Source organism: Massilimicrobiota sp. mt181, assembly GCF_055420065.1.
The window spans coordinates 148,804-168,404 of record NZ_JBVAYN010000003.1; the positions used below are offsets into that span (position 1 = coordinate 148,804).

18 protein-coding genes are annotated in these 19,601 nt (G+C 31.9%); 1 reads left to right on the top strand and 17 read right to left on the bottom strand.

The window, feature by feature from the left end; genetic code table 11:
- Positions 1 to 16: 16 nt before the first annotated feature.
- The 7 genes from ACZYT4_RS03155 to ACZYT4_RS03185 all read right to left on the bottom strand — a co-directional run bounded on the left by ACZYT4_RS03155 (position 17) and on the right by ACZYT4_RS03185 (position 7,503).
- Positions 17 to 763, bottom strand: coding sequence for an ABC transporter permease (locus tag ACZYT4_RS03155; protein ID WP_463782196.1), 747 nt, complete (start codon positions 761 to 763; stop codon positions 17 to 19).
- A complete protein-coding gene (locus ACZYT4_RS03160; RefSeq protein ID WP_463782197.1) occupies positions 760 to 1,611 on the bottom strand; it encodes an ABC transporter ATP-binding protein in 852 nt (283 codons plus the stop codon). The genes ACZYT4_RS03155 and ACZYT4_RS03160 overlap by 4 nt, the downstream gene beginning before the upstream one ends.
- Positions 1,612 to 1,710: 99 nt before the next feature.
- Complete coding sequence (locus ACZYT4_RS03165; protein ID WP_463782198.1) at positions 1,711 to 2,448, bottom strand: LytR/AlgR family response regulator transcription factor; 738 nt, start codon at positions 2,446 to 2,448, stop codon at positions 1,711 to 1,713.
- Complete coding sequence (locus tag ACZYT4_RS03170; RefSeq protein WP_463782199.1) at positions 2,426 to 3,802, bottom strand: sensor histidine kinase; 1,377 nt, start codon at positions 3,800 to 3,802, stop codon at positions 2,426 to 2,428. The genes ACZYT4_RS03165 and ACZYT4_RS03170 overlap by 23 nt, the downstream gene beginning before the upstream one ends.
- Positions 3,796 to 5,127, bottom strand: coding sequence for a sensor histidine kinase (locus ACZYT4_RS03175; protein WP_463782200.1), 1,332 nt, complete (start codon positions 5,125 to 5,127; stop codon positions 3,796 to 3,798). The genes ACZYT4_RS03170 and ACZYT4_RS03175 overlap by 7 nt, the downstream gene beginning before the upstream one ends.
- Before the next feature lie 345 nt (positions 5,128 to 5,472).
- Positions 5,473 to 7,134 carry a DAK2 domain-containing protein gene (locus ACZYT4_RS03180; RefSeq protein ID WP_463782201.1) on the bottom strand — a complete coding sequence of 554 codons (1,662 nt, stop codon included), beginning with the start codon at positions 7,132 to 7,134 and terminating at the stop codon, positions 5,473 to 5,475.
- A gap of 12 nt (positions 7,135 to 7,146) precedes the next feature.
- A complete protein-coding gene (locus ACZYT4_RS03185) occupies positions 7,147 to 7,503 on the bottom strand; it encodes an Asp23/Gls24 family envelope stress response protein (protein WP_087242856.1) in 357 nt (118 codons plus the stop codon).
- A 291-nt stretch (positions 7,504 to 7,794) separates the two neighbouring features.
- On the opposite strand from ACZYT4_RS03185, the gene rpmB reads away from it, so the two are divergent.
- The gene (gene rpmB, locus ACZYT4_RS03190) at positions 7,795 to 7,980 is read left to right on the top strand and encodes a 50S ribosomal protein L28 (RefSeq protein ID WP_087357353.1); all 186 of its coding nucleotides are present in this window, start codon (positions 7,795 to 7,797) and stop codon (positions 7,978 to 7,980) included.
- An 82-nt stretch (positions 7,981 to 8,062) separates the two neighbouring features.
- Here the strand turns inward: rpmB and dnaJ are convergent, their stop codons facing one another.
- The 10 genes from dnaJ to ruvB form a co-directional block, all read right to left on the bottom strand.
- Positions 8,063 to 9,187 (bottom strand): molecular chaperone DnaJ, encoded by a 1,125-nt coding sequence (gene dnaJ / locus ACZYT4_RS03195; RefSeq protein ID WP_463782202.1) that lies wholly within the window; start codon positions 9,185 to 9,187, stop codon positions 8,063 to 8,065.
- Between the two features lie 49 nt (positions 9,188 to 9,236).
- Positions 9,237 to 11,057 (bottom strand): molecular chaperone DnaK, encoded by a 1,821-nt coding sequence (gene dnaK, locus ACZYT4_RS03200; protein WP_463782203.1) that lies wholly within the window; start codon positions 11,055 to 11,057, stop codon positions 9,237 to 9,239.
- A gap of 20 nt (positions 11,058 to 11,077) precedes the next feature.
- Positions 11,078 to 11,656 (bottom strand): nucleotide exchange factor GrpE, encoded by a 579-nt coding sequence (gene grpE / locus ACZYT4_RS03205; protein WP_463782204.1) that lies wholly within the window; start codon positions 11,654 to 11,656, stop codon positions 11,078 to 11,080.
- 10 nt (positions 11,657 to 11,666) lie between these two features.
- The gene (gene hrcA, locus ACZYT4_RS03210; protein ID WP_463782205.1) at positions 11,667 to 12,707 is read right to left on the bottom strand and encodes a heat-inducible transcriptional repressor HrcA; all 1,041 of its coding nucleotides are present in this window, start codon (positions 12,705 to 12,707) and stop codon (positions 11,667 to 11,669) included.
- A gap of 114 nt (positions 12,708 to 12,821) precedes the next feature.
- Positions 12,822 to 13,910 carry a radical SAM family heme chaperone HemW gene (hemW, locus tag ACZYT4_RS03215; protein WP_463782206.1) on the bottom strand — a complete coding sequence of 363 codons (1,089 nt, stop codon included), beginning with the start codon at positions 13,908 to 13,910 and terminating at the stop codon, positions 12,822 to 12,824.
- The gene (locus ACZYT4_RS03220) at positions 13,907 to 15,112 is read right to left on the bottom strand and encodes an L-serine ammonia-lyase, iron-sulfur-dependent, subunit alpha (RefSeq protein WP_463782207.1); all 1,206 of its coding nucleotides are present in this window, start codon (positions 15,110 to 15,112) and stop codon (positions 13,907 to 13,909) included. Before ACZYT4_RS03220 ends, hemW begins: the two co-directional genes overlap by 4 nt.
- Positions 15,112 to 16,077 (bottom strand): DNA polymerase III subunit delta, encoded by a 966-nt coding sequence (gene holA / locus ACZYT4_RS03225; protein WP_463782208.1) that lies wholly within the window; start codon positions 16,075 to 16,077, stop codon positions 15,112 to 15,114. The genes ACZYT4_RS03220 and holA overlap by 1 nt, the downstream gene beginning before the upstream one ends.
- Before the next feature lie 31 nt (positions 16,078 to 16,108).
- Positions 16,109 to 18,100 (bottom strand): ComEC/Rec2 family competence protein, encoded by a 1,992-nt coding sequence (locus tag ACZYT4_RS03230; RefSeq protein ID WP_463782209.1) that lies wholly within the window; start codon positions 18,098 to 18,100, stop codon positions 16,109 to 16,111.
- Complete coding sequence (locus ACZYT4_RS03235; protein ID WP_463782210.1) at positions 18,091 to 18,564, bottom strand: ComEA family DNA-binding protein; 474 nt, start codon at positions 18,562 to 18,564, stop codon at positions 18,091 to 18,093. Before ACZYT4_RS03235 ends, ACZYT4_RS03230 begins: the two co-directional genes overlap by 10 nt.
- A gap of 31 nt (positions 18,565 to 18,595) precedes the next feature.
- Positions 18,596 to 19,594: a Holliday junction branch migration DNA helicase RuvB gene (gene ruvB / locus ACZYT4_RS03240; protein WP_463782211.1), complete on the bottom strand. Its 999-nt coding sequence runs from the start codon at positions 19,592 to 19,594 to the stop codon at positions 18,596 to 18,598.
- Positions 19,595 to 19,601 lie beyond the last annotated feature (7 nt).

Below are 19,601 nucleotides of genomic sequence, written 5' to 3' on the forward strand. Positions count from 1 at the left end.
AACTCGTTACAGCCTTTTAGTCTTTCTCATATCCATTTTTCTTATAAAAAAAGATAAACAATAAAATAGCGAGAATAATCTCTATAATCATGACAAATAGACCTCCCAATTCTACATATGGAGTTTGATGAGATGCCATGTTTGATATCATTTCCATAATGGCTCCTGTAAATATGAAATGCGAAAACGTTTTGAAACTTTCAATGATTGTTGAAAACATTGGCACTAGCATTAATGTTAAAATGAATGGTGTTGTGATTGTTGATGTGCTGACCTGATCTTTCGCAAAAATGCCTAATAACATACCAAGGATACAACTTGTTAGTGTTCCTAGTATTGTCATAACTGCAAACCAAGTCCATTGCGTTAATGTTAAAGTCATTCCACTGATAGGTACTAAAAGAAAGTTAATCACTGATGTAAAGAAAAAAACGGGTAGAATACTTCCTAGAAAGAACTCCAATGCATTGACAGAAGATGTCATCAATACTCTTAGTGTCTTCTTTTCCTTTTCTTCTGCTAATAATAAACTACAGCAATAAATTCCATTTCCTCCAATATTGGTCACAAGTCCCATTGCTAATGCTTCAGCATTCAATACTGCATTAAACGCACCATCGTTTGCGACATATTGATATAAGAATCGTAACATAATGGTAAAACCAATCGCAAATATTGGCATGATGATACAGTTTTTTCTAAAGAATGCTCTCGTTTTCATTTCAATAACGGCTGCTATCTTGTTGATATGAATTGTTTTCATGATAACTCCCTCCCTGTCACTTCTAAAAATACAGTTTCTAATGTTGGTTCACATGAATGAATCGTTTCTATTTCCTTTTGAATGAGCCACTTTGAAATCTGATTTGAATTTTCAGGATTCTGTTCCATAAAATAGCTATTTCCATCTCTAAGTTTGATTTTGTATTTTTTCTGTTGATTATATTTCAAACATAATGATTCTGGTGTTCCATATTCAACAATAACTCCATTATTTAATAAAGCGACATAGTCACATAGTTTTGTAGCTTCTTCCATGTTATGCGTTGTTAAAAAGATAGCCATGCCTTCTTCTTTCAACTGCTTTAATAGTTTATGAATTTCCATTGCTGTTGATGGATCAAGTCCAGACGTTGGTTCATCTAAAAATAACACTCTTGGTTTATGCAAAATAGCTCTTGCGAGAATCAATCGTTGTGTCTGTCCTTTGGATAACTTACCAGCTAGTTTCTGACGATGTTCCCATAAATCAACTTTCTTTAAAATCTCTTCAATATTTGTTTTCTTGACTCCTAGGATTTTCGCAAACATTTCCATATTCTGATAAACACTGACATAATCATAGATTCCACTTGTGTCTGTGACAATACCGATCTGCTCATAGATTGTTTCATCTATGTGTTTGGAATTGATTCCTAAAATATAAGCTTCTCCAGATGTCTGATGTAATTGTCCTGTGATGATCTTTATTGTTGTTGTTTTTCCAGCACCACTTGGTCCTAAAAAACCTAAGATTTCACCTTTATGCAGTTTTGCAGTGATGTCTTTTAATACTGGTGTCTGATTGAACTGTTTTGAAATATGATCCAAACGAATCACTTCTTTATCCATAGATAATTCCTCCTTTACAAGAGCAATATATCAAAATAGAGAAAGTTTGTGATTCATCCTTCCTAATCGGTATGTCTCACTTCCTAAAATGAAAAAGAACTACTGATTCATACGTTTCAATAGTTCTGATTTCATTCTTCTAGATACAGCACATTCGCTGTTTCCAATTTTTACAATATTTCTCTTAAGATCGATATGATCTATTTTATTTAACGCTATCAGGTAAGAGCGATGGATCTTTAGAAAGTTTTTTCCTAGCTCTTTTTCAATATCACTTAAATTACCAATGAACTCAATGCGCTGATGAAGTCCATGTAATATCACAAAATGAGGACGTGAAGATGTTTCAAAGAATAGAATGTCATCAATAGGAATATGACGAATCATATCACCACTACGAAATGTATAGCATTCCACTGGATCTTTTCTTTCCTCTTGTAATCGTGAAATAATTGATTGCAAACACTTTGAAATACTATCCTTAAGTTTATCTTTATCTTTCACAATATAGTCAAAAGCTTCTATATGATACTGGAATGTTTTATAAGCTAAATCCTTAAAACTCGTTATATAGACAATCGTCGCATTGGGATCCATACTTCTGATTTCTTTTCCTAATAGAAATCCATCATACTCTGGATGTTTTAATTCAACATCTAAAAAATAGATATTGCGTCTATCTTTAGATGTACGAACCTTTTCCAATAATGCTATAGGACTGTCAAATGAACCCTCTATACAAAAATCATATGCATGAATGATAATTTCTTTTTCTATAAGTTCTTTGATTCTATTTAAAATAACTGTCTCATCATCACAAAGAAAGATTTTTATCATTTGTCCTACTCCTCTCTAGAATCGTTATTTCCTGAATAAATCTATCATTTTCACACATGACATTATGTATAATATTGGGATATTTCACGATTATTTTTTCTAAACTTGAAAGTCCCATTCCTCTTGTACTTCCTTTTGTTGAATACCCTGGTTTACTGATTTCATGAATATCTATCTGTTCATGAATGGTATTTTCAACACGCAAAGAAAGACGAGAATCCTGCTGAAGCATAATAATTACAATATCTCCATGATAGGATTCAACTCCCTCAATACTATTATCTAATAGGATACCTAGAATACGTGTAAAATCTATAACATTCATGTTGATAGATTTGATTTCATATAATATCTCTAGTTTAACAGGGATTTTCTTTTTTTGCATAATGGTAAGTTTTTCCATCAGCAAAGACTTTATTTCACTAATCTTAATATTCGATAATTGTGTTACAAGATTCATTTTTTCACCAATAGAATCATCAAAATCATTCATCATTTGAGCTAGCTGCTGTTCAATTTTCTGTACATTTCCTTCTTTGCTTTGTAAATACAGGGAAACCATCATGTTATGATAATCATGTTTAAACTCTCTCATATTCTGTTGAATTGTTTCCAATGACTGAATATAAAGATTTTGTTGTTGTAACATCATACTCAAATATTTTTGTTGTTCTTTGGCTTGAACACTTTGAATAACGAAATAGAATAAAGCAAGAATACCTATAACAACAAATGTCAGTATGAATTGTTCTATTGCCATAAACCCTGGTTCTTCTCTTTGAATGATTATCTGTATTACTGGAAAAATTGACAAAAACCCAACAGATAATCCAATGATTTTAGAATAGGATATAGGATGTTCCTCTAGCATATTGATATAAGTATGAATATGACTTCGTTTGATTAGATAATCAATGACCATATATGTTAAAAATAAATTCACATAGGAAAACAAGTAATAAAGTATATGCTGATGATTAGAAAATAAGTAAATAATGTTATTAAATGTATAGATAATTAGCTGATATAAGGACCATAAAAGTGAAAAAAGAAAGATGGATAACTTTAGATTTCTATCAATTAAAAAATAAATCATAATCTCAAAGACTATAATATTGGATATATTCGCAAAAAAATAATAAATAGCGCTATTGCTATTTAAAAAGGAATTGAGAGAAGGAAAAAGCATCTGCAGTATTCCAAATAGAGGTGTATAGACAATACAAGATAATAATGTTACTCCGAATGCTTTCAAATAATTAACTTGCATATATCTTATTTTTTGATAATGAATGAGAATCAGAAAAGCTAAAAGAAAGTTTAAAATTAAATTTTCTAAAATAGTTACTAACATATCATTATCTCCTGAATAAATTCATTATTTTCCACTCTTGTTTCCATCGTCATATTTTCACTACGATGTATGATTTCTTGAAGTATACTTAATCCCATCCCGCGATTATTTCCTTTTGTTGAATATCCTTCTTGAAATATTTTCTCGCAGTCAATTTCTCTATGAATCGTATTGCTAATAGTTAATGTCAGCTGACCGTGGGAACCCACCAGTAAAACAAGATGAATAAAACCTTTATTATCTTTTACTTCTTCTATTGCATTGTCGATAAGAATTCCTAGACAACGTATAAAATCAAATAATGGCATATTTATTTTAGAAAATGGATATAAAACTTCCAACTTTACTGAGATATGAGATTTCTGCATCTCTGTCATTTTCTTCATCAACAAACTTTTCACTTCTGGAATTTGAATATTAGCTAATTGATTGGTTATGTTCATTTTCTTTCCAATGTGTTCATCAAAATCATTGATCATTGTTTTTAATGATCTTTCTACATTTTCTATATCCCCTTTTTGGCTTGATAAATATAATGATGACATTTGATTCTGATAGTCATGTCGAAAAATACGCATTTGTTTTTGAATATCTTCTAATTCATTAATATACATGTTTTGTTGATCAACAATCATGTTTTTCAATTCTTCGCTTTCTTTTTGAAGCTGTTGAAGTCGTACTCTTCTTGTAAATGAAATAACACCTACATACATAAAGATATACGTTAAAATATTAATGCCTACTGTATTTAACTCAATACTTTGTGAAATCTCCATACCACATATCAAAAAGAAAACAGCTGCTTCGAAACATATCATTTTCCATGTTCTTTTATATTTTTTAAGAATGTTTTGCATTACATTCTCTAATTCAAACCTTTTATAAATCCAAAGCATTAAATAATAATAGACAATGAAACCTATTGCGTTTGATAAAGTATTGCCAATACTTAAAATTGATGCAGAAACATTTAAAATAACGCAGACATATTGCCAGAGTGATACCAATATCATTGCAATAGGAAATGTTATCATAAGAAAGAAAAGATAGAGGATTGTAATTCGCATGATAATTTCTTTTATATTTCTTCTTTCAAGAACAATGATTGCACAACAATTAAGTGTTATACTGATAATCGTACTAAAAGAAAGAGGTCCTAGATGATAACGATAATAAAGAGGATATAAAACAAATGAATTTAAACAGCTTGCAATCAAGCCAAGCATGAGGAGTAACAGTCTTGATTTCTTTTTTTTGATTGTCTTATAATAAGCGTCAAAAAAACAAAACTCAGAAAACATATTTAATAATGTCATTTGTAGCATCATTTTCACCTTAACCTTTTAATAGAATCATATCATACTTCATCTCACGCAGTTCATTATATCAATACTTTAAGTAGTAGTAAAAACAATTTTATCAAATTTATCTTTTTCTTAAACAAAATAAATATGTCTAATACTTATTGTTTTATTAATGAATAGCAATAAAAAAATATTTTAAAAACAATATTTGATATTATTATAGAAAAAATAAATTGTTTAAATAAACAAAACCAAATAAAAATACGTACTAAAAATCATTAGAAAAACATTACTTGATTTTTTATGACATTCAGACATGAAAAAAGCTCGATAAAATCGAGCTTTTCGTATTCTACAATAAATATTTTATTCAACACCCACAATAAATGAATAAACAGGTTGTTTTCCATTAACTGTTTCAATTTCAACATCAAATTGATCTTCGACATAGTTTTCAATTTCTTCAACTTCATCTTCAGTCACATCTTCACCATAAATTAAAGTGATAATTTCTGAATCTTCATCTACTAATCCATTTAATGTTTCTTTCAATGCCTCAACTTTTTCTGGTACACATGCGACGATTTCTTTTTCACATAGTGCCATATACTGATTAGCTTTAATATCTATACCATCAATATTTGTATCTTTAATTGCAAATGTGACTTGTCCAGTTTTCACATGAGCAATCGCATCATTCATTTCATTCAAATTGTCTTCTAAAGAAACTTCAGGATTAAACATGATACATGCAGATAATCCTTGAGGAATTGTTTTAGAAGGAATCACATGAACATCAACTTCATCTTCTAAAATAATTGCAGCTTGTTGAGCAGTCATTACAATATTAGAATTATTAGGTAAGATAATGACATGTTTTGCATGAACATCTCGGATAGCCTGAACAATATCCTCAGCTGAAGGATTCATTGTTTGCCCACCACTAACAACGTAATCACAATGTAATTCTAAAAACATATCTTTAATTCCATCACCAGCAGCCACACTAATAATTGAAACATCTTTTGGTTCTGCTTTTGGTGCAGTTAAAGTTGCTTTGGCATTGGCAGCTGGAGTATTATTAGCTTCTAAAATAGAATTATGCTGTTCCTGCATATTTTCTATTTTTAACTTTATAAATTCACCATAACGTTGTGCCACATTCAAAGCATTTCCTGGTTTTAATGTGTGTACATGCACTTTAACAATATCATCATCTTGAACAACAACAATACTATTTCCAGGTAATCTTTCTAATTCATTTCTTAGATTTTCTTCCTTGAAAGCTTTCATCTTTGCAGGATCTAATCTAAAAATAAATTCAGTACAATATCCATAAGCATCTTCACTATCAGATTCAACTTCTACCAATGCTTCTTTCTTATTTTCACCTTTAATATCTACACGTTCAATTTCTTCACCAGCTAAAGCAGCCATAAACCCAGTCATAATTAATAATAGTCCAGCTCCACCACTGTCAACAACACCAACTTCTTTTAAAACTGGTAACAATTCTGGTGTTCTTTCCAATGATTCTTCAGCTTCCTTAACAAAGTAAGAAAAAACATCTTCAATTTCCATTCCAGGTTGTGCATATTTTACAACAGCTTCACTAGATTCACGAATAACAGTTAAGATTGTTCCTTCTACCGGTCTCATAACAGCTTTATAAGCCACCTTCGCACCATTTTGTAAAGCTTGTGCCAGTTCTACAGCATCAACCTGTTTTTTTCCTTCAAACGCCATAGAAATCCCTCTAAAAATCTGAGATAGAATAACACCTGAGTTTCCTCTTGCTCCCATCAACAAACCTTTAGATAATTTCTTTGAAATTTCATAAATATCGTTAGAATCAATTTTCTCGATTTCGCTCGCACCTGAACTAAATGTCAAAGACATATTTGTTCCAGTATCCCCATCAGGAACCGGAAAGACATTGAGCGCATCAATTTCAGGATGATTATTATGCAAGACTGCTGCTCCTGTAATAACCATCTCTTTAAACAGCTTACCATCAATGATTTTCATGTTAACCCTCCACTAATCAGTCACACGAATGCTTTGTACAAAAACATTCACTGCTTCAATATCAATATCCAAAGTTGTTTCTAAAACATATTTCACTTTCTTTTGAACTTCATACACAACTTCAGAAATCTTGACTCCATATCCAACGATAATATAGACATTTAAAATAATCCCAGTTTCCCCATCTTCTACGACAATCCCTTTAGCATAATTATCTTTGCCTAAAAGATCATAAAAACCATCTTTCATAATCTTTTGACTTGCCATACCAACAACACCATAGCATTCTGTTGCAGCTCCCCCAGTAATGCTTGCAACAACATCTAATGAAAGATGTATATCTCCTAAATCAGTTGTTTTTGTTATCATAACTATTCCTCCGTTCTTATCATAAATTTATAAATAGTTAAATATATTATATCTTATTTTTAAATTAATGACAATATTTCATAGTAATGCATACGCATTATAACCCACTTAGAATATCTTGTAAATAAAATTTAAAAAAATATTGAAATATTCATACTTTTCATATATGATATTTTCATTCGTATAACATTTAATTTTACGAATTATATAAAAAAGTATTTGCATTTTTTATTTATTAATGCTATTATACTAAAGTATGTGAATGACACTTTGTAAAGGATGGTGAAAATAATGGCTAGAAAATGTGAAGTGAGCGGAAAAGGACCTATGTCTGGTAATTCTCGTTCTCATGCATTAAATGCAACAAAGAGAAAATGGAATGTTAACTTACAAAAAGCTACTATTTTAGTCAATGGTAAACCAAAAAAAGTAAAAATTTCAGCAAGAGAATTAAGAAGTCTAAGAAAGAGTGCTTAATGATAAAGATTGCATCCTATAAGGATGCTTTTTTTATTTATCATAATATATATTATACGAAAAAAAAGATAACAAATTCATGTTATCTTTTAAATCCCTTTTTAAACTGATCAAAGATAGATTCCTTCTTTGATGCTTTTTTCAGTTTATGATAAAGGTCTTTTTCTTCACGTGACAATTTTGTAGGAATTTTAACATCAATCTTAACATATTGATCACCATAATTATCACTACGCAAGTCTTTGACACCTTTACCTTTTAAACGCAATGTTGTTCCTGGTTGTGTTCCTTCTGGAACTTTTAATGTGACATCACCATAAACTGTTGGTACATCTACTTCACAACCGAGTGTGGCATCAACTGCTGAAATTGGAATGGAAATATAAATGTTTCTACCATCACGTTGGAAGTGTTGATGTGGTCTGACATAAATTTCAACATATAAGTCACCATTAGGACCACCATTTGTTCCTCGATGTCCTTTACCTTGAACACGCAATTGCTGATGTGTATTAATACCTGCTGGTATATTTAATTCAACTGTAATATTTTTATTGATGTATCCATTACCATGACAGTGTGGACATTTTTCTTTAACCACTTTTCCAGTACCATGGCAATCTGGACACGTAGATTGATTAACAAATGTTCCAAATGGGGAACGCTGTTGCGTACGAATTGTTCCTGTTCCTCCACAACGAGAACATGTCTGGTAATCATTTGGTGTCTTCGCCCCAGTACCATGACAATGAGGACACTGTTCATCAAAATTGATTTTAATATCTGTTTTCTTTCCTTTGATAGCATCCATAAAATCAATTTCTAATTGAACAAAACGATCTTCTCCACGCATTGGACCACTTTTTCTTTGACGTGATCCGCCACCACCAAAGAATGAACCAAAAATATCACCTAAGTCAACATCTTCAAAGCCACCAAATCCACTAAAGCCACCGGCTCCTCCGCCAAAACCACCAGCTTGATCAAATGCAGCATGACCATAACGATCATAGGCAGCTTTCTTATTGTCATCTGATAAGACATCATAAGCTTCCTGAACTTCTTTAAACTTTTCTTCAGCACCAGGTTCCTTATTGACATCAGGGTGATATTTTTTAGCCATTTTACGATATGCTCTTTTTATTTCATCAGCACTGGCATTTTTAGAAACACCAAGCACCTCATAGTAATCTCTTTTTTCAGCCATAATCTCACCTCTTGACTAGATAAAACCAAGGCAAAGCCTTGGCTTTATTTTAATTTTTTTCTGTAAAGTCTGCATCAACAACATCGTCGTCATTAGTTGCTGTATTTGAAGCATCACCTGTTGGATTAGCTCCTTGTTGTGATTGTTGATATTGATATGCTGCCATTTGTTGAGCAACTTGTTCTAATTCACTCATTTTTGATTCAAGTGTAGCCATATCATTAGCATCTAATGCTTTCTTTAATTCATCTCTTAAAGCTGTAGCTTGTGATTTTTGATTTTCATCAATCTTATCACCTTGTTCTGCTAAAGCTTTATCGATTTCATTAATCATTTGTTCAGCTTTATTTCTTGTTTCGATATCTTTACGTTTCTTTTCATCATCAGCTTTATTAGCCTCAGCTTCTTTAACCATTCTATCAATTTCTTCATCACTTAAACCAGTTGAGTTTTGAATAGTGATAGATTGTTCTTTTTGTGTTTTCATATCTTTAGCTTTAACATTAACAATACCGTTAACATCAATGCTGAAAGTGACTTCAATTTGTGGAACTCCTCTTGGTGCAGGTTCAATACCGTCTAATTTAAATAAACCTAATTGTTTATTATCCTTAGCCATTGTTCTTTCACCTTGTAATACGTTGATATCAACAGCTGGTTGATTATCAGCGGCAGTAGAGAAGATTTGTGATTTTGTTGTTGGGATAGTAGTATTTCTTTCAATTAAGACAGTCATAACTCCACCCATTGTTTCAATACCTAATGATAATGGTGTAACATCCAATAAGACAATGTCTTTAACATCTCCAGCGATAACTCCACCTTGGATTGCAGCACCCATAGAAACAACTTCATCAGGGTTAACTGATTTGTTAGGTTCTTTTCCAAGTAATCTCTTTACTGATTCTTGAACTGCAATAATACGTGTAGAACCACCAACTAATAAGACTTGATCAATATCATTTGGAGACATACCAGCATCACTTAACGCTTGTTTTACTGGTCCTTCTGTACGCATAACTAAATCATGTGTTAATTCATCAAATTTAGCTCTTGTTAATGTTAATTCAAGATGTAATGGACCAGCTGGACCTGCAGAAATGAATGGTAATGAAATTTGTGTTTGCATCATACCAGAAAGATCTTTCTTTGCTTTTTCTGCAGCTTCTTTAACACGTTGCATAGCCATTTTATCATTGCTTAAATCAACACCTTGTTCTTTCTTGAATTCATCAACAATCCAATTCATGATAGCTTGGTCAAAGTCATCTCCACCTAAATGGTTGTCACCAGCAGTTGCTAAAACTTCAAACATACCATCAGCTAAGTCAAGGATAGATACGTCAAATGTTCCTCCACCTAAGTCATAAACCAAAACTTTTTGCTCTTTATCTAATTTATCAACACCAAATGCTAACGCAGCTGCTGTTGGTTCGTTAATAATACGTTCAACTTCTAATCCAGCAATTTTACCAGCATCTTTTGTTGCTTGACGTTGAGCATCATTGAAATATGCAGGCACTGTAATAACAGCACGATTGACTGGTTCACCTAAATAAGCTTCAGCAGTTGCTTTTAAGTTTTGTAAAATCATAGCTGAAATTTCTTGAGGTGTATAATCTTTACCATTAACATGTTCTTTATAATTTGTACCCATATGTCTTTTAATTGACATAACAGTTTCTTTGTTTGTAACTGCTTGACGTTTAGCAGCTTCACCAACAATAATTTCTCCATTTTTAAATGCGACAACTGATGGAGTTGTTCTTGAACCTTCTGGATTTGCAATAACTTTTGCTTCACCATTTTCCATCACACTTACACATGAGTTTGTTGTACCTAAATCAATACCAATAATTTTATTACCCATAATTATCATCCTCCTAAAATTTATTCATTCACTTTCACTAAAGATGCACGAATAACGCGATCTTTTAACTTATAACCTTTTTGAAGTTCTTCGACAACAACGTTATGATCGAAATTTTCATCATGCGCTGTCATCACTGCCTGATGTAGATTTGGATCGAATTCTTTACCTTGTGCTTCGATAACTTCTACACCATTTTTCTTTAAAATAGCCATCAACTGATCAAAAATCATCTGATACCCCTTTAAGAAAGTTTGAACTTCTTCACTTGGATTTTGAACATTTAAAGAACGTTCAAAATTATCCACAACTGGAAGTAACTCTTCAATAAAAGATTGCATCATAAATTTTAATGAATTCTGATGTTCTTTTTCTAAACGTCTTTTTAAGTTTTCCATATCAGCAAAAACTTTATAATAATCCGTTTTCCATGTATTGACTTCTTCCTCTAATTTACTTAACTGTTGTTCTAAACTTTCTTTGTCATCATCATTTTGTGTTGATTCTTCCTGATTTTCTGTCGTTTCATCAACGACTTCTTCATTGACTTCTTTTTCTTCTGTTACGTTTTCTTCTTTCATGTTTTTTTCCTTTGCCATTGTTTCACCTCTATTCATCTTCTTCGTCATCATCATGATTTGCAAGAACCTCTTCCAGGCTCTTTGAAATATACTCAACTAAAGAAACGACTTTTTCATAAGGCATACGTGTTGGCCCAATGACTGAAATAGATCCTTTAGATTCATTCCCTGTTTTGAATGAAGCTGATATCACCGAAACATCATTAAGTTCCTTAATAGGTGAATCACTACCAATTCTTACACTCACACCATCCTCCAAAGCAATCGGTTCCAGACTCTTCCATGATTGAGAGTTTTCAAACGCTGTCACTAAGCGACGCAACTTATTCACATCATTATATTCTGGCTGATATAACATATTTTCTTTACCAGAAAAATAGATGTTATTTTTTGCGAACTTCATGAAAGCCTCTAGAAAAGCATTAAAGAGAACCTCATGTTCTTTAATACGAGCACTCAAGATTGGTTTGACGTCTCTTTCAAGACGATAAACAACTTGATTCATTGGTGTTCCATCAAGCAATTCATTCATGACATTTACACAACTTGTCAAATCTTCCATATAAGCATTATTCTTAATATTGAAATTACGATTTTCTACATGTCCTTTATCTGTCACAATGATTGCTGTTACTGTATGTTCAGATAAGGGAACAAGAGTAATGTTTTGCAAATGTTCATAAATAGCATTTGGTCCTAATGCAACAGTTGTTAAATGAGTCAACTGGCTTAAAATCTGACAACTTTCTTTAATGATTTCATTTAAAGAACGATGTCGATCTCCCAAAATTGTTGAAACCTGATTTTTAATCTCATCATCTACACTAGGCTGCATTAAAGTATCAACATAAAAACGATACCCTGCCGTTGAAGGAACACGTCCAGAAGACGTATGTGTCTTTTCCAGATAACCATGTTCTTCTAGAAATGACATTTCATTTCTGATTGTTGCACTCGAATAAGGAAGCTGATACTTTGTCATTAAGGTTTTCGATCCTACTGGTTCAGCCGTTTCAACAAACTCTTCAACAATACATTTTAGAATTAGTAATTGTCTAGCCGTCAGCATATCACAACCTCCTTTAGCACTCCTTTTACCTTTGTGCTAATTACATTATACTCATCTTTTTAGCACTGTCAACACTTTTGTGCTAAAAAGCAAAGAAAAACAAGTTTTCACTTGTTAATCATCCAAAAAATCAATAAGTATTGTATTTAAATAATTCATACCCAATTCTGTCGTTCTTAAAAAGCCATTATCAATTTCTAATAATTTCATATTCTGATAACGTTCAATCACATGATGATACTGCTTTTCAAAATCAATATCATATAACTGATTGATGTCTTGAATATTGATACCCTGATTTAATCGCAGACCCATCATTATCTTTTCAAATAACTGATCTTGTCTAGATAACTCAATATCTTCTTCTAAATATTGATGCTGAAAATAACGTGTCAGAGATTTCGTATTTTCATAGCGATGCGACTGCTTTAAAGCATGTGCTGATACACCAATCCCATCATAATCATGATAATGCCAATAAACCAGATTATGTAAAGAAGGTTTATAGCGATAATAATTGCTGACTTCATATTGATGATATCCTTGTCTCTTTAATTCCTGACGAATATAGGCATACCAGCGTGCATCCTCTTCATCATCAAGCGGCTGGTAATGCTGATTTTTCAAAAAAGTATGGTCTTCTAAAATCAAACTATAATAAGAGACATGTCCTACATCCAACTGAGCCAAAACAGCAATATCCTCTTTAACATCTTCAAATGTTTGTTGGGGTAATCCATACATCAAATCGACATTGATATCTTGAATACCAAGCTGTTGAGCTTCTTTAATAAATGATATAGCTTGCTTTGAAGTATGTACTCTGCCAATATTTTTTAATAAATGATCATGAAATGTTTGGATCCCCACACTCAACCTATTGACACCATAATCCACACATAATTGTAGTTTTTCTTTGTCCATTGTTTCAGGATTGATTTCAATAGTATATTCTTTGACCTGACTTGCATATGGTTTTAATAACTCAAAAAGAGATTTCAACTGTTCATAAGATAAGGCAGTTGGTGTTCCTCCTCCAATATAAATCGTGTCATAATCTGTTTGTAAAGATTTCTCATTTATTTCAAAAGATAAGGCCTCCAAATACTGCCAGGCCCATTTTTCATTATAAAAAACCTTGCAGAAATCACAATAACTACAGATATGTTGACAAAAAGGAATATGAACATATAAAGCACTCATGATAAACCAAACTCTTTGGCCAAGCCACCTAAAGAAGTTTCCTTATAGGCACTTGACAAATCTTTTCCAGTTTCTTTCATGACTTTGACAATGGTATCAAAAGAGACTTTATTTTTTCTTAAATATCCTAATTGTTTAGCAAGCATAGCTGCATCTAAGGCACGTAAAGAACCATATCCATTACGTTCAATACATGGAATTTGTACATATCCTCCAACAGGATCACAAGTTAATCCCAAATTATGTTCCAATCCCATTTCAGCAGCATATTCAATCAAAGAATTATTCAATTCATAAATCCACGCCATAGTGGCTGCCCCCATGGCACAGGCTGTCCCTACTTCAGCCTGACAACCACCATCAGCACCAGAAATGGTTGCATTGGTTTTGACAACATTTCCAAACAATCCACCAATTGCTAGAGCTTTGATCAAATCTTTCTTTTCAATATGCAACTGCTTATAACAATAGTAAAGAATAGCAGGCATAATCCCACTTGCTCCACAAGTAGGCGCCGTTACAATCTTTCCACCATCAGCATTTTCTTCAGCAACGGCATAGGCATAACTGGAAATAAATAACCTTTCTCTATCCGCTTCTCGTCTTGTATTCTGTGCCTGTTGAAACATCGATTTTGCCACTCTTTTTAGCTGAAGCTTTCCTTGAATAATTCCTTCTTTCTTTAAACCATTTTCAACACTTTCAAACATAGCCGATAAAATGGAAGAAAGAAAATACTCAAAATCTTCTCCTTCATTTTCTAAAACATAGTCATATAAAGACATCCCATGTTCATCAACATATTTTAAAATATCTGTCATTGTATTTTGCTGATAAACATGAACAGGCTTTTCAGCCAGTTCTCCTTTAAAAAGAATAGAACCCCCACCAATAGAATAGACTTCAATGTCCTTGATTTTTTGATCATGATTATAAACATGAACAATCATGCCATTAGGATGTAATGGTAATTCATCACTTTTAAAAGAGAAATCGACTGGTTTAGGTGCAAAAGTCTTTTCAATAATATAGTCTGTCAGATGCCCCTTTCCTGTTAATGCTAATGACCCATGCAAATCAACATGAAAGTGTGTCGCATCAGGATACATTTCCAAAATTTTTTGAGCTGCACGCTGTGGCCCCATCGTATGTGAGGACGATGGTCCAAAGCCAATCTTAAACAATTCTCTCATTGATTCCATTATTCATTTCCTCCAATTCGCATTAAAAATAATTCTAATCCCTTATATTTATCAACTTTTCCTGTTTTGATAGCGACATCAAGCTGTGACAATTCGTCAATATGCTGTAGTAATTCTTTCAAATCAAAATTTTGACTATCACGTCTTATATATTTTAAACGATAGGGATTAATGGATAACATTTGTGCAATCTCTCTATCATTATAACCTTTTCTATCCAATAATTTAACCTGATAAAGTAAACGCATGGCATTTCCTATTAAAACAATCAATTTGATAGGCTCTTCTTTATTCATAATCAGATCTTTATAAATTTGAAAGCTTTTTGCTGTTTCTTTCTTTAATATAGCCTGACTTAACTCAAAAACATTCTCTTCTACCTGTTTAGTCACTAATAAGTCAATTGTTTCCACTGTAATATGATGAGTATATAAACACAATTTATTAACTTCCTGTGATATTTCCAGTAAATTATTAGGCATACGTGATAAAAATAATCTTAAAGCATCTTCATCAATATCACAACCTCTACTCTTAAATGCTTTATGAGTTGTTTTATACAATTGATGCTCATCCATTTTTTCAATCTCATAAAAATGTGCCTGTTTTCTTAATTGTTTCACAACCTTTTTTCTTTCATCAAAATTTCTCTGATCATGATAAATCACAAAGATGGTCGTAGGATTATCCATCTTTAAATAATCCATAAACTTGGCAATATCTTCATCACTGACCTCTTTTTGTCTTTGTGTTGTTAAAAAAGTTGGATTCTTTAAAACAATCATTTTATACTCACTTAAAAAAGGAGGTGTTAAAGCATCTTCAATAATAGTTGACATTGGTGTTTCCTGACACCAATAAACAACCAGATTCATATCTTCTTCACGAATATGATATTTCTTCTTTAATGTATTCAGTCTTTGTTCCATCAACAATTTATCTTCACCATAAATAACAAAGTTCATGATACCACCTCGCTTTTCCATTATACATGAATCAGCGTAAAATGTAACGCTCTTTTCCATAAAATCTGATATGAAACATTCCATCTTCGTCCGTTCTCAAAATAGTTATCCCTTTTCTTTTTAAACGTTCTATCACTTGTGAGGATGGATGGTTATACATATTATCTTTTCCAACGCCAATCATTGCAACTTCTGGTTGTATGGCATCTAAAAAGTAAGATGAAGTCGCTGTGGCACTTCCATGATGAGAAACCTTCAAAATATCAACCTCTAATTCTTTGAACTGTTCATGTAAATCATTCTCGATCTGTATAGAAGCATCACCCATAAATAAAATATTCATAGCTGGCAAAGTGACATACATTATTAATGATTGATCATTAGTATCTGTATAAACTTTATTTGTTTGCAACATTTGAATACGTGCACAGCCAATCTGACGATTGGCTTCATAATCATCTATCACTTGTCCAATGGAAAAATGTTCAACTAATGAAGATAAAGCTCCACTATGATCAAAATCTGAATGTGATATATAAACATAATCCAAATGAGAAACACCTATAGATTTTAAATATGGAATAATTGTCTGCATTGCTAAATCATAGTCATAGGTACCACCTGTATCAATCAAAATATTGCCCTGATTCATAGGAAGACGAATGAAAGTACAATCCCCCTGTCCAACATCAATCATAGTCACTTCACCATAAATCTTATATTGTCCAAAAATCTGTAAAACAATCATCAATGCAATAAGCATAGATATTTGATGTTGTATTTTTTGTTGAAGTTCTTTACGACTGATCATTTGAAAATATATAAAATAAAAGATAACTATCCAAGCTAGTGGTGGTTTTGAAAACACTATAAAATGATTAATGACCTGTAAAAAAGATAAAACATTTTGAAAAACATATACATAAATCATCACTACATTCTCTAAGATAGGAAAGAATACTGATAAAAGACATAAACTATAAAAATATTCAATAAAGAGATTTAAAATATCACCCACAAAAACAGCAATCAAGGGAATTTGAGCATTTAATGATAAAATAATAGGTATTGTTGATAAATAAATCCATAAAGCAGAATAACGAAAACGATGTGTCAACAATACAATAAAATAAACAAAATAAGAAAAAACAAAAGAAATATTATAGATCATATAAGGATTATAAAATAATGATGCAATAACCAATAAAGCAAAAATATCTAATTTATTGAACCATTTCTTCAATAAATCATATAAAAGTAAAATAAAAAATGCACGATATAAAGATACGAGCATTGGTATAGAAAAAATATAGAAACCTATCAACAGATAAGTCAATATACGAGACAGTTTGCGTGGTAAAAGCAATCCTAAAAGTCCTTTTAACATTGCAAAAAGAATATGAATATGCATTCCAGACAAAGCAAAAAGGTGAACTAAAGAAAGATCTGTCATTAACTGATAATCTTCTGCGATATTTTCACTACGTTCTCCTAAAACAAATAGCAGCTGATAATCTCGAACATCCTGATGTGTAGATAAATGATCTTTTATCCAATGATAGAATGTTTCTGATTTTTGATGGGATAATAACTGTTTTAAAAATGATTTATGGAAAATCTTCTGACCATAAAGATAATGTCTCTCACTAAAAGCATAATCATTACTCGCATCATATATGTCTAATGGTTCTTGTTTAACCTTTAAAAAATCACCATATTCTATATTATCAAACTGATGATAGAGTTTCACTATCCCTTCATCTGTTTTCAAATAGCAGTATTTCTCACTTTCTTTGACAACATATCCTTCAATGGTTGTAGGTAAACTTTCCATATGACTTGACCAAAACCACAAAAGAGTACATAAAATCAACATCATCACAACATAAAAAAATGACAACCTTTGATAAATAAAACACAAATAAACAAATAAAGCACAATAAAATATCGGATGAATAATCTTGGCAAGAACAAGGCAAAGTGCTGCGATTGCAAAATAAAAAAGATGATATCTTATAAACATAGACTTTCTCTTAATCGTAAATATGTTTTTTCGCCAATACCATTCACTTCCATAATATCTTCAATTGTTTCAAAAGGTTGTTGCTGTCGATAATCAATAATTTTAAGAGCCGTTTTTTCACCAACACCTTTTAAAGTCATTAATTCTTCCTGTGTCGCCTGATTCAATGAAATCGCATCTTCATTTTGTGGTGGTAAATACAAGCGACTCTCATCTTCTACAATTTTATCCATTGTTAAAGCATGTAAATTAGCTTGTGAGGTCACACCCACCTCATCAACAAGATCCTGAACTGTTTTTTCTCCTTCATACTCATACTTGCCATTTTGTAAAAACTCTCCTTCCAACATGACATATGACAAAGAAACCACTTCACTTTCCTGTTTTTCTGGTTTTTGAAAATCATAAACAATAGAACAAATCATTAATACAATCAATCCTACAATTTGAAATTTCTTTTTCATCTCATTTGCCTCCTCAAATAAAAAAAGAATCCTAAGATTCTTTTGAAATATGAAAATGCTGATAAGCCAATTCAGTAACAATGCGTCCTCTTGGCGTTCTTTTAATTAATCCTGTTTGTAATAAATAAGGTTCATAAACATCTTCCAATGTTAAAGGTTCTTCTCCGATGCTGGCTGCAATAGCTTCCAAACCAACAGGTCCCCCTTTGAAACGTTGAATGATACCTAATAAATATTTATGATCAACATCATCTAATCCTAATTCATCAACTTTTAAACATTGTAAAGCTTCTATTGTTCTTTCTTTTGTGATTTTGTCATCACCATTATACTGTGCAAAATCACGAACACGTCTAAATAAACGATTGGCAATTCTTGGGGTTCCTCGTGAACGTTTAGCCAATTCTCTTTTGGCTTCCTCATCCATTTCAATATGATAAACCTGGCTCGTACGATTGATAATATATGTCAATTCATCAACATTATAATAGTCAAGCTTTGAAACGATTCCAAAGCGATCTCGTAAAGGTGCTGATAAATCCCCTGCTCTGGTTGTTGCTCCAACAAGCGTAAAAGGTGGTAAATCAATACGAATAGAGCGTGTAGATGCTTCCTTGCCAATCACAACATCAACATAAAAATCTTCCATCGCAGGATATAAAATTTCTTCAACGACTTTATTTAAACGATGAATCTCATCAATAAATAAGACATCTCCAGGTTCTAAGGAAGTTAAAATAGCAACCAAATCTCCTGTTTTTTCAATACTTGGTCCTGTTGTTGTTCTCAGATGCGTTCCCATTTCATTAGCGATAATCATGGACATTGTTGTCTTACCAAGACCAGGTGGTCCATACAACAAAACATGATCTAAAGTTTCATTTCTCAGCTTCGCTGCTCCAACAAAAACCTTAAGATTATTTTTCAAAGTATTCTGTCCAATATATTCATCAAAAGATTGAGGACGTAATTGATTTTCTTCATCTTCTATATGTTCTTTTGTATCTAAAATGTCCTGACTTAAATCCATAATGAAC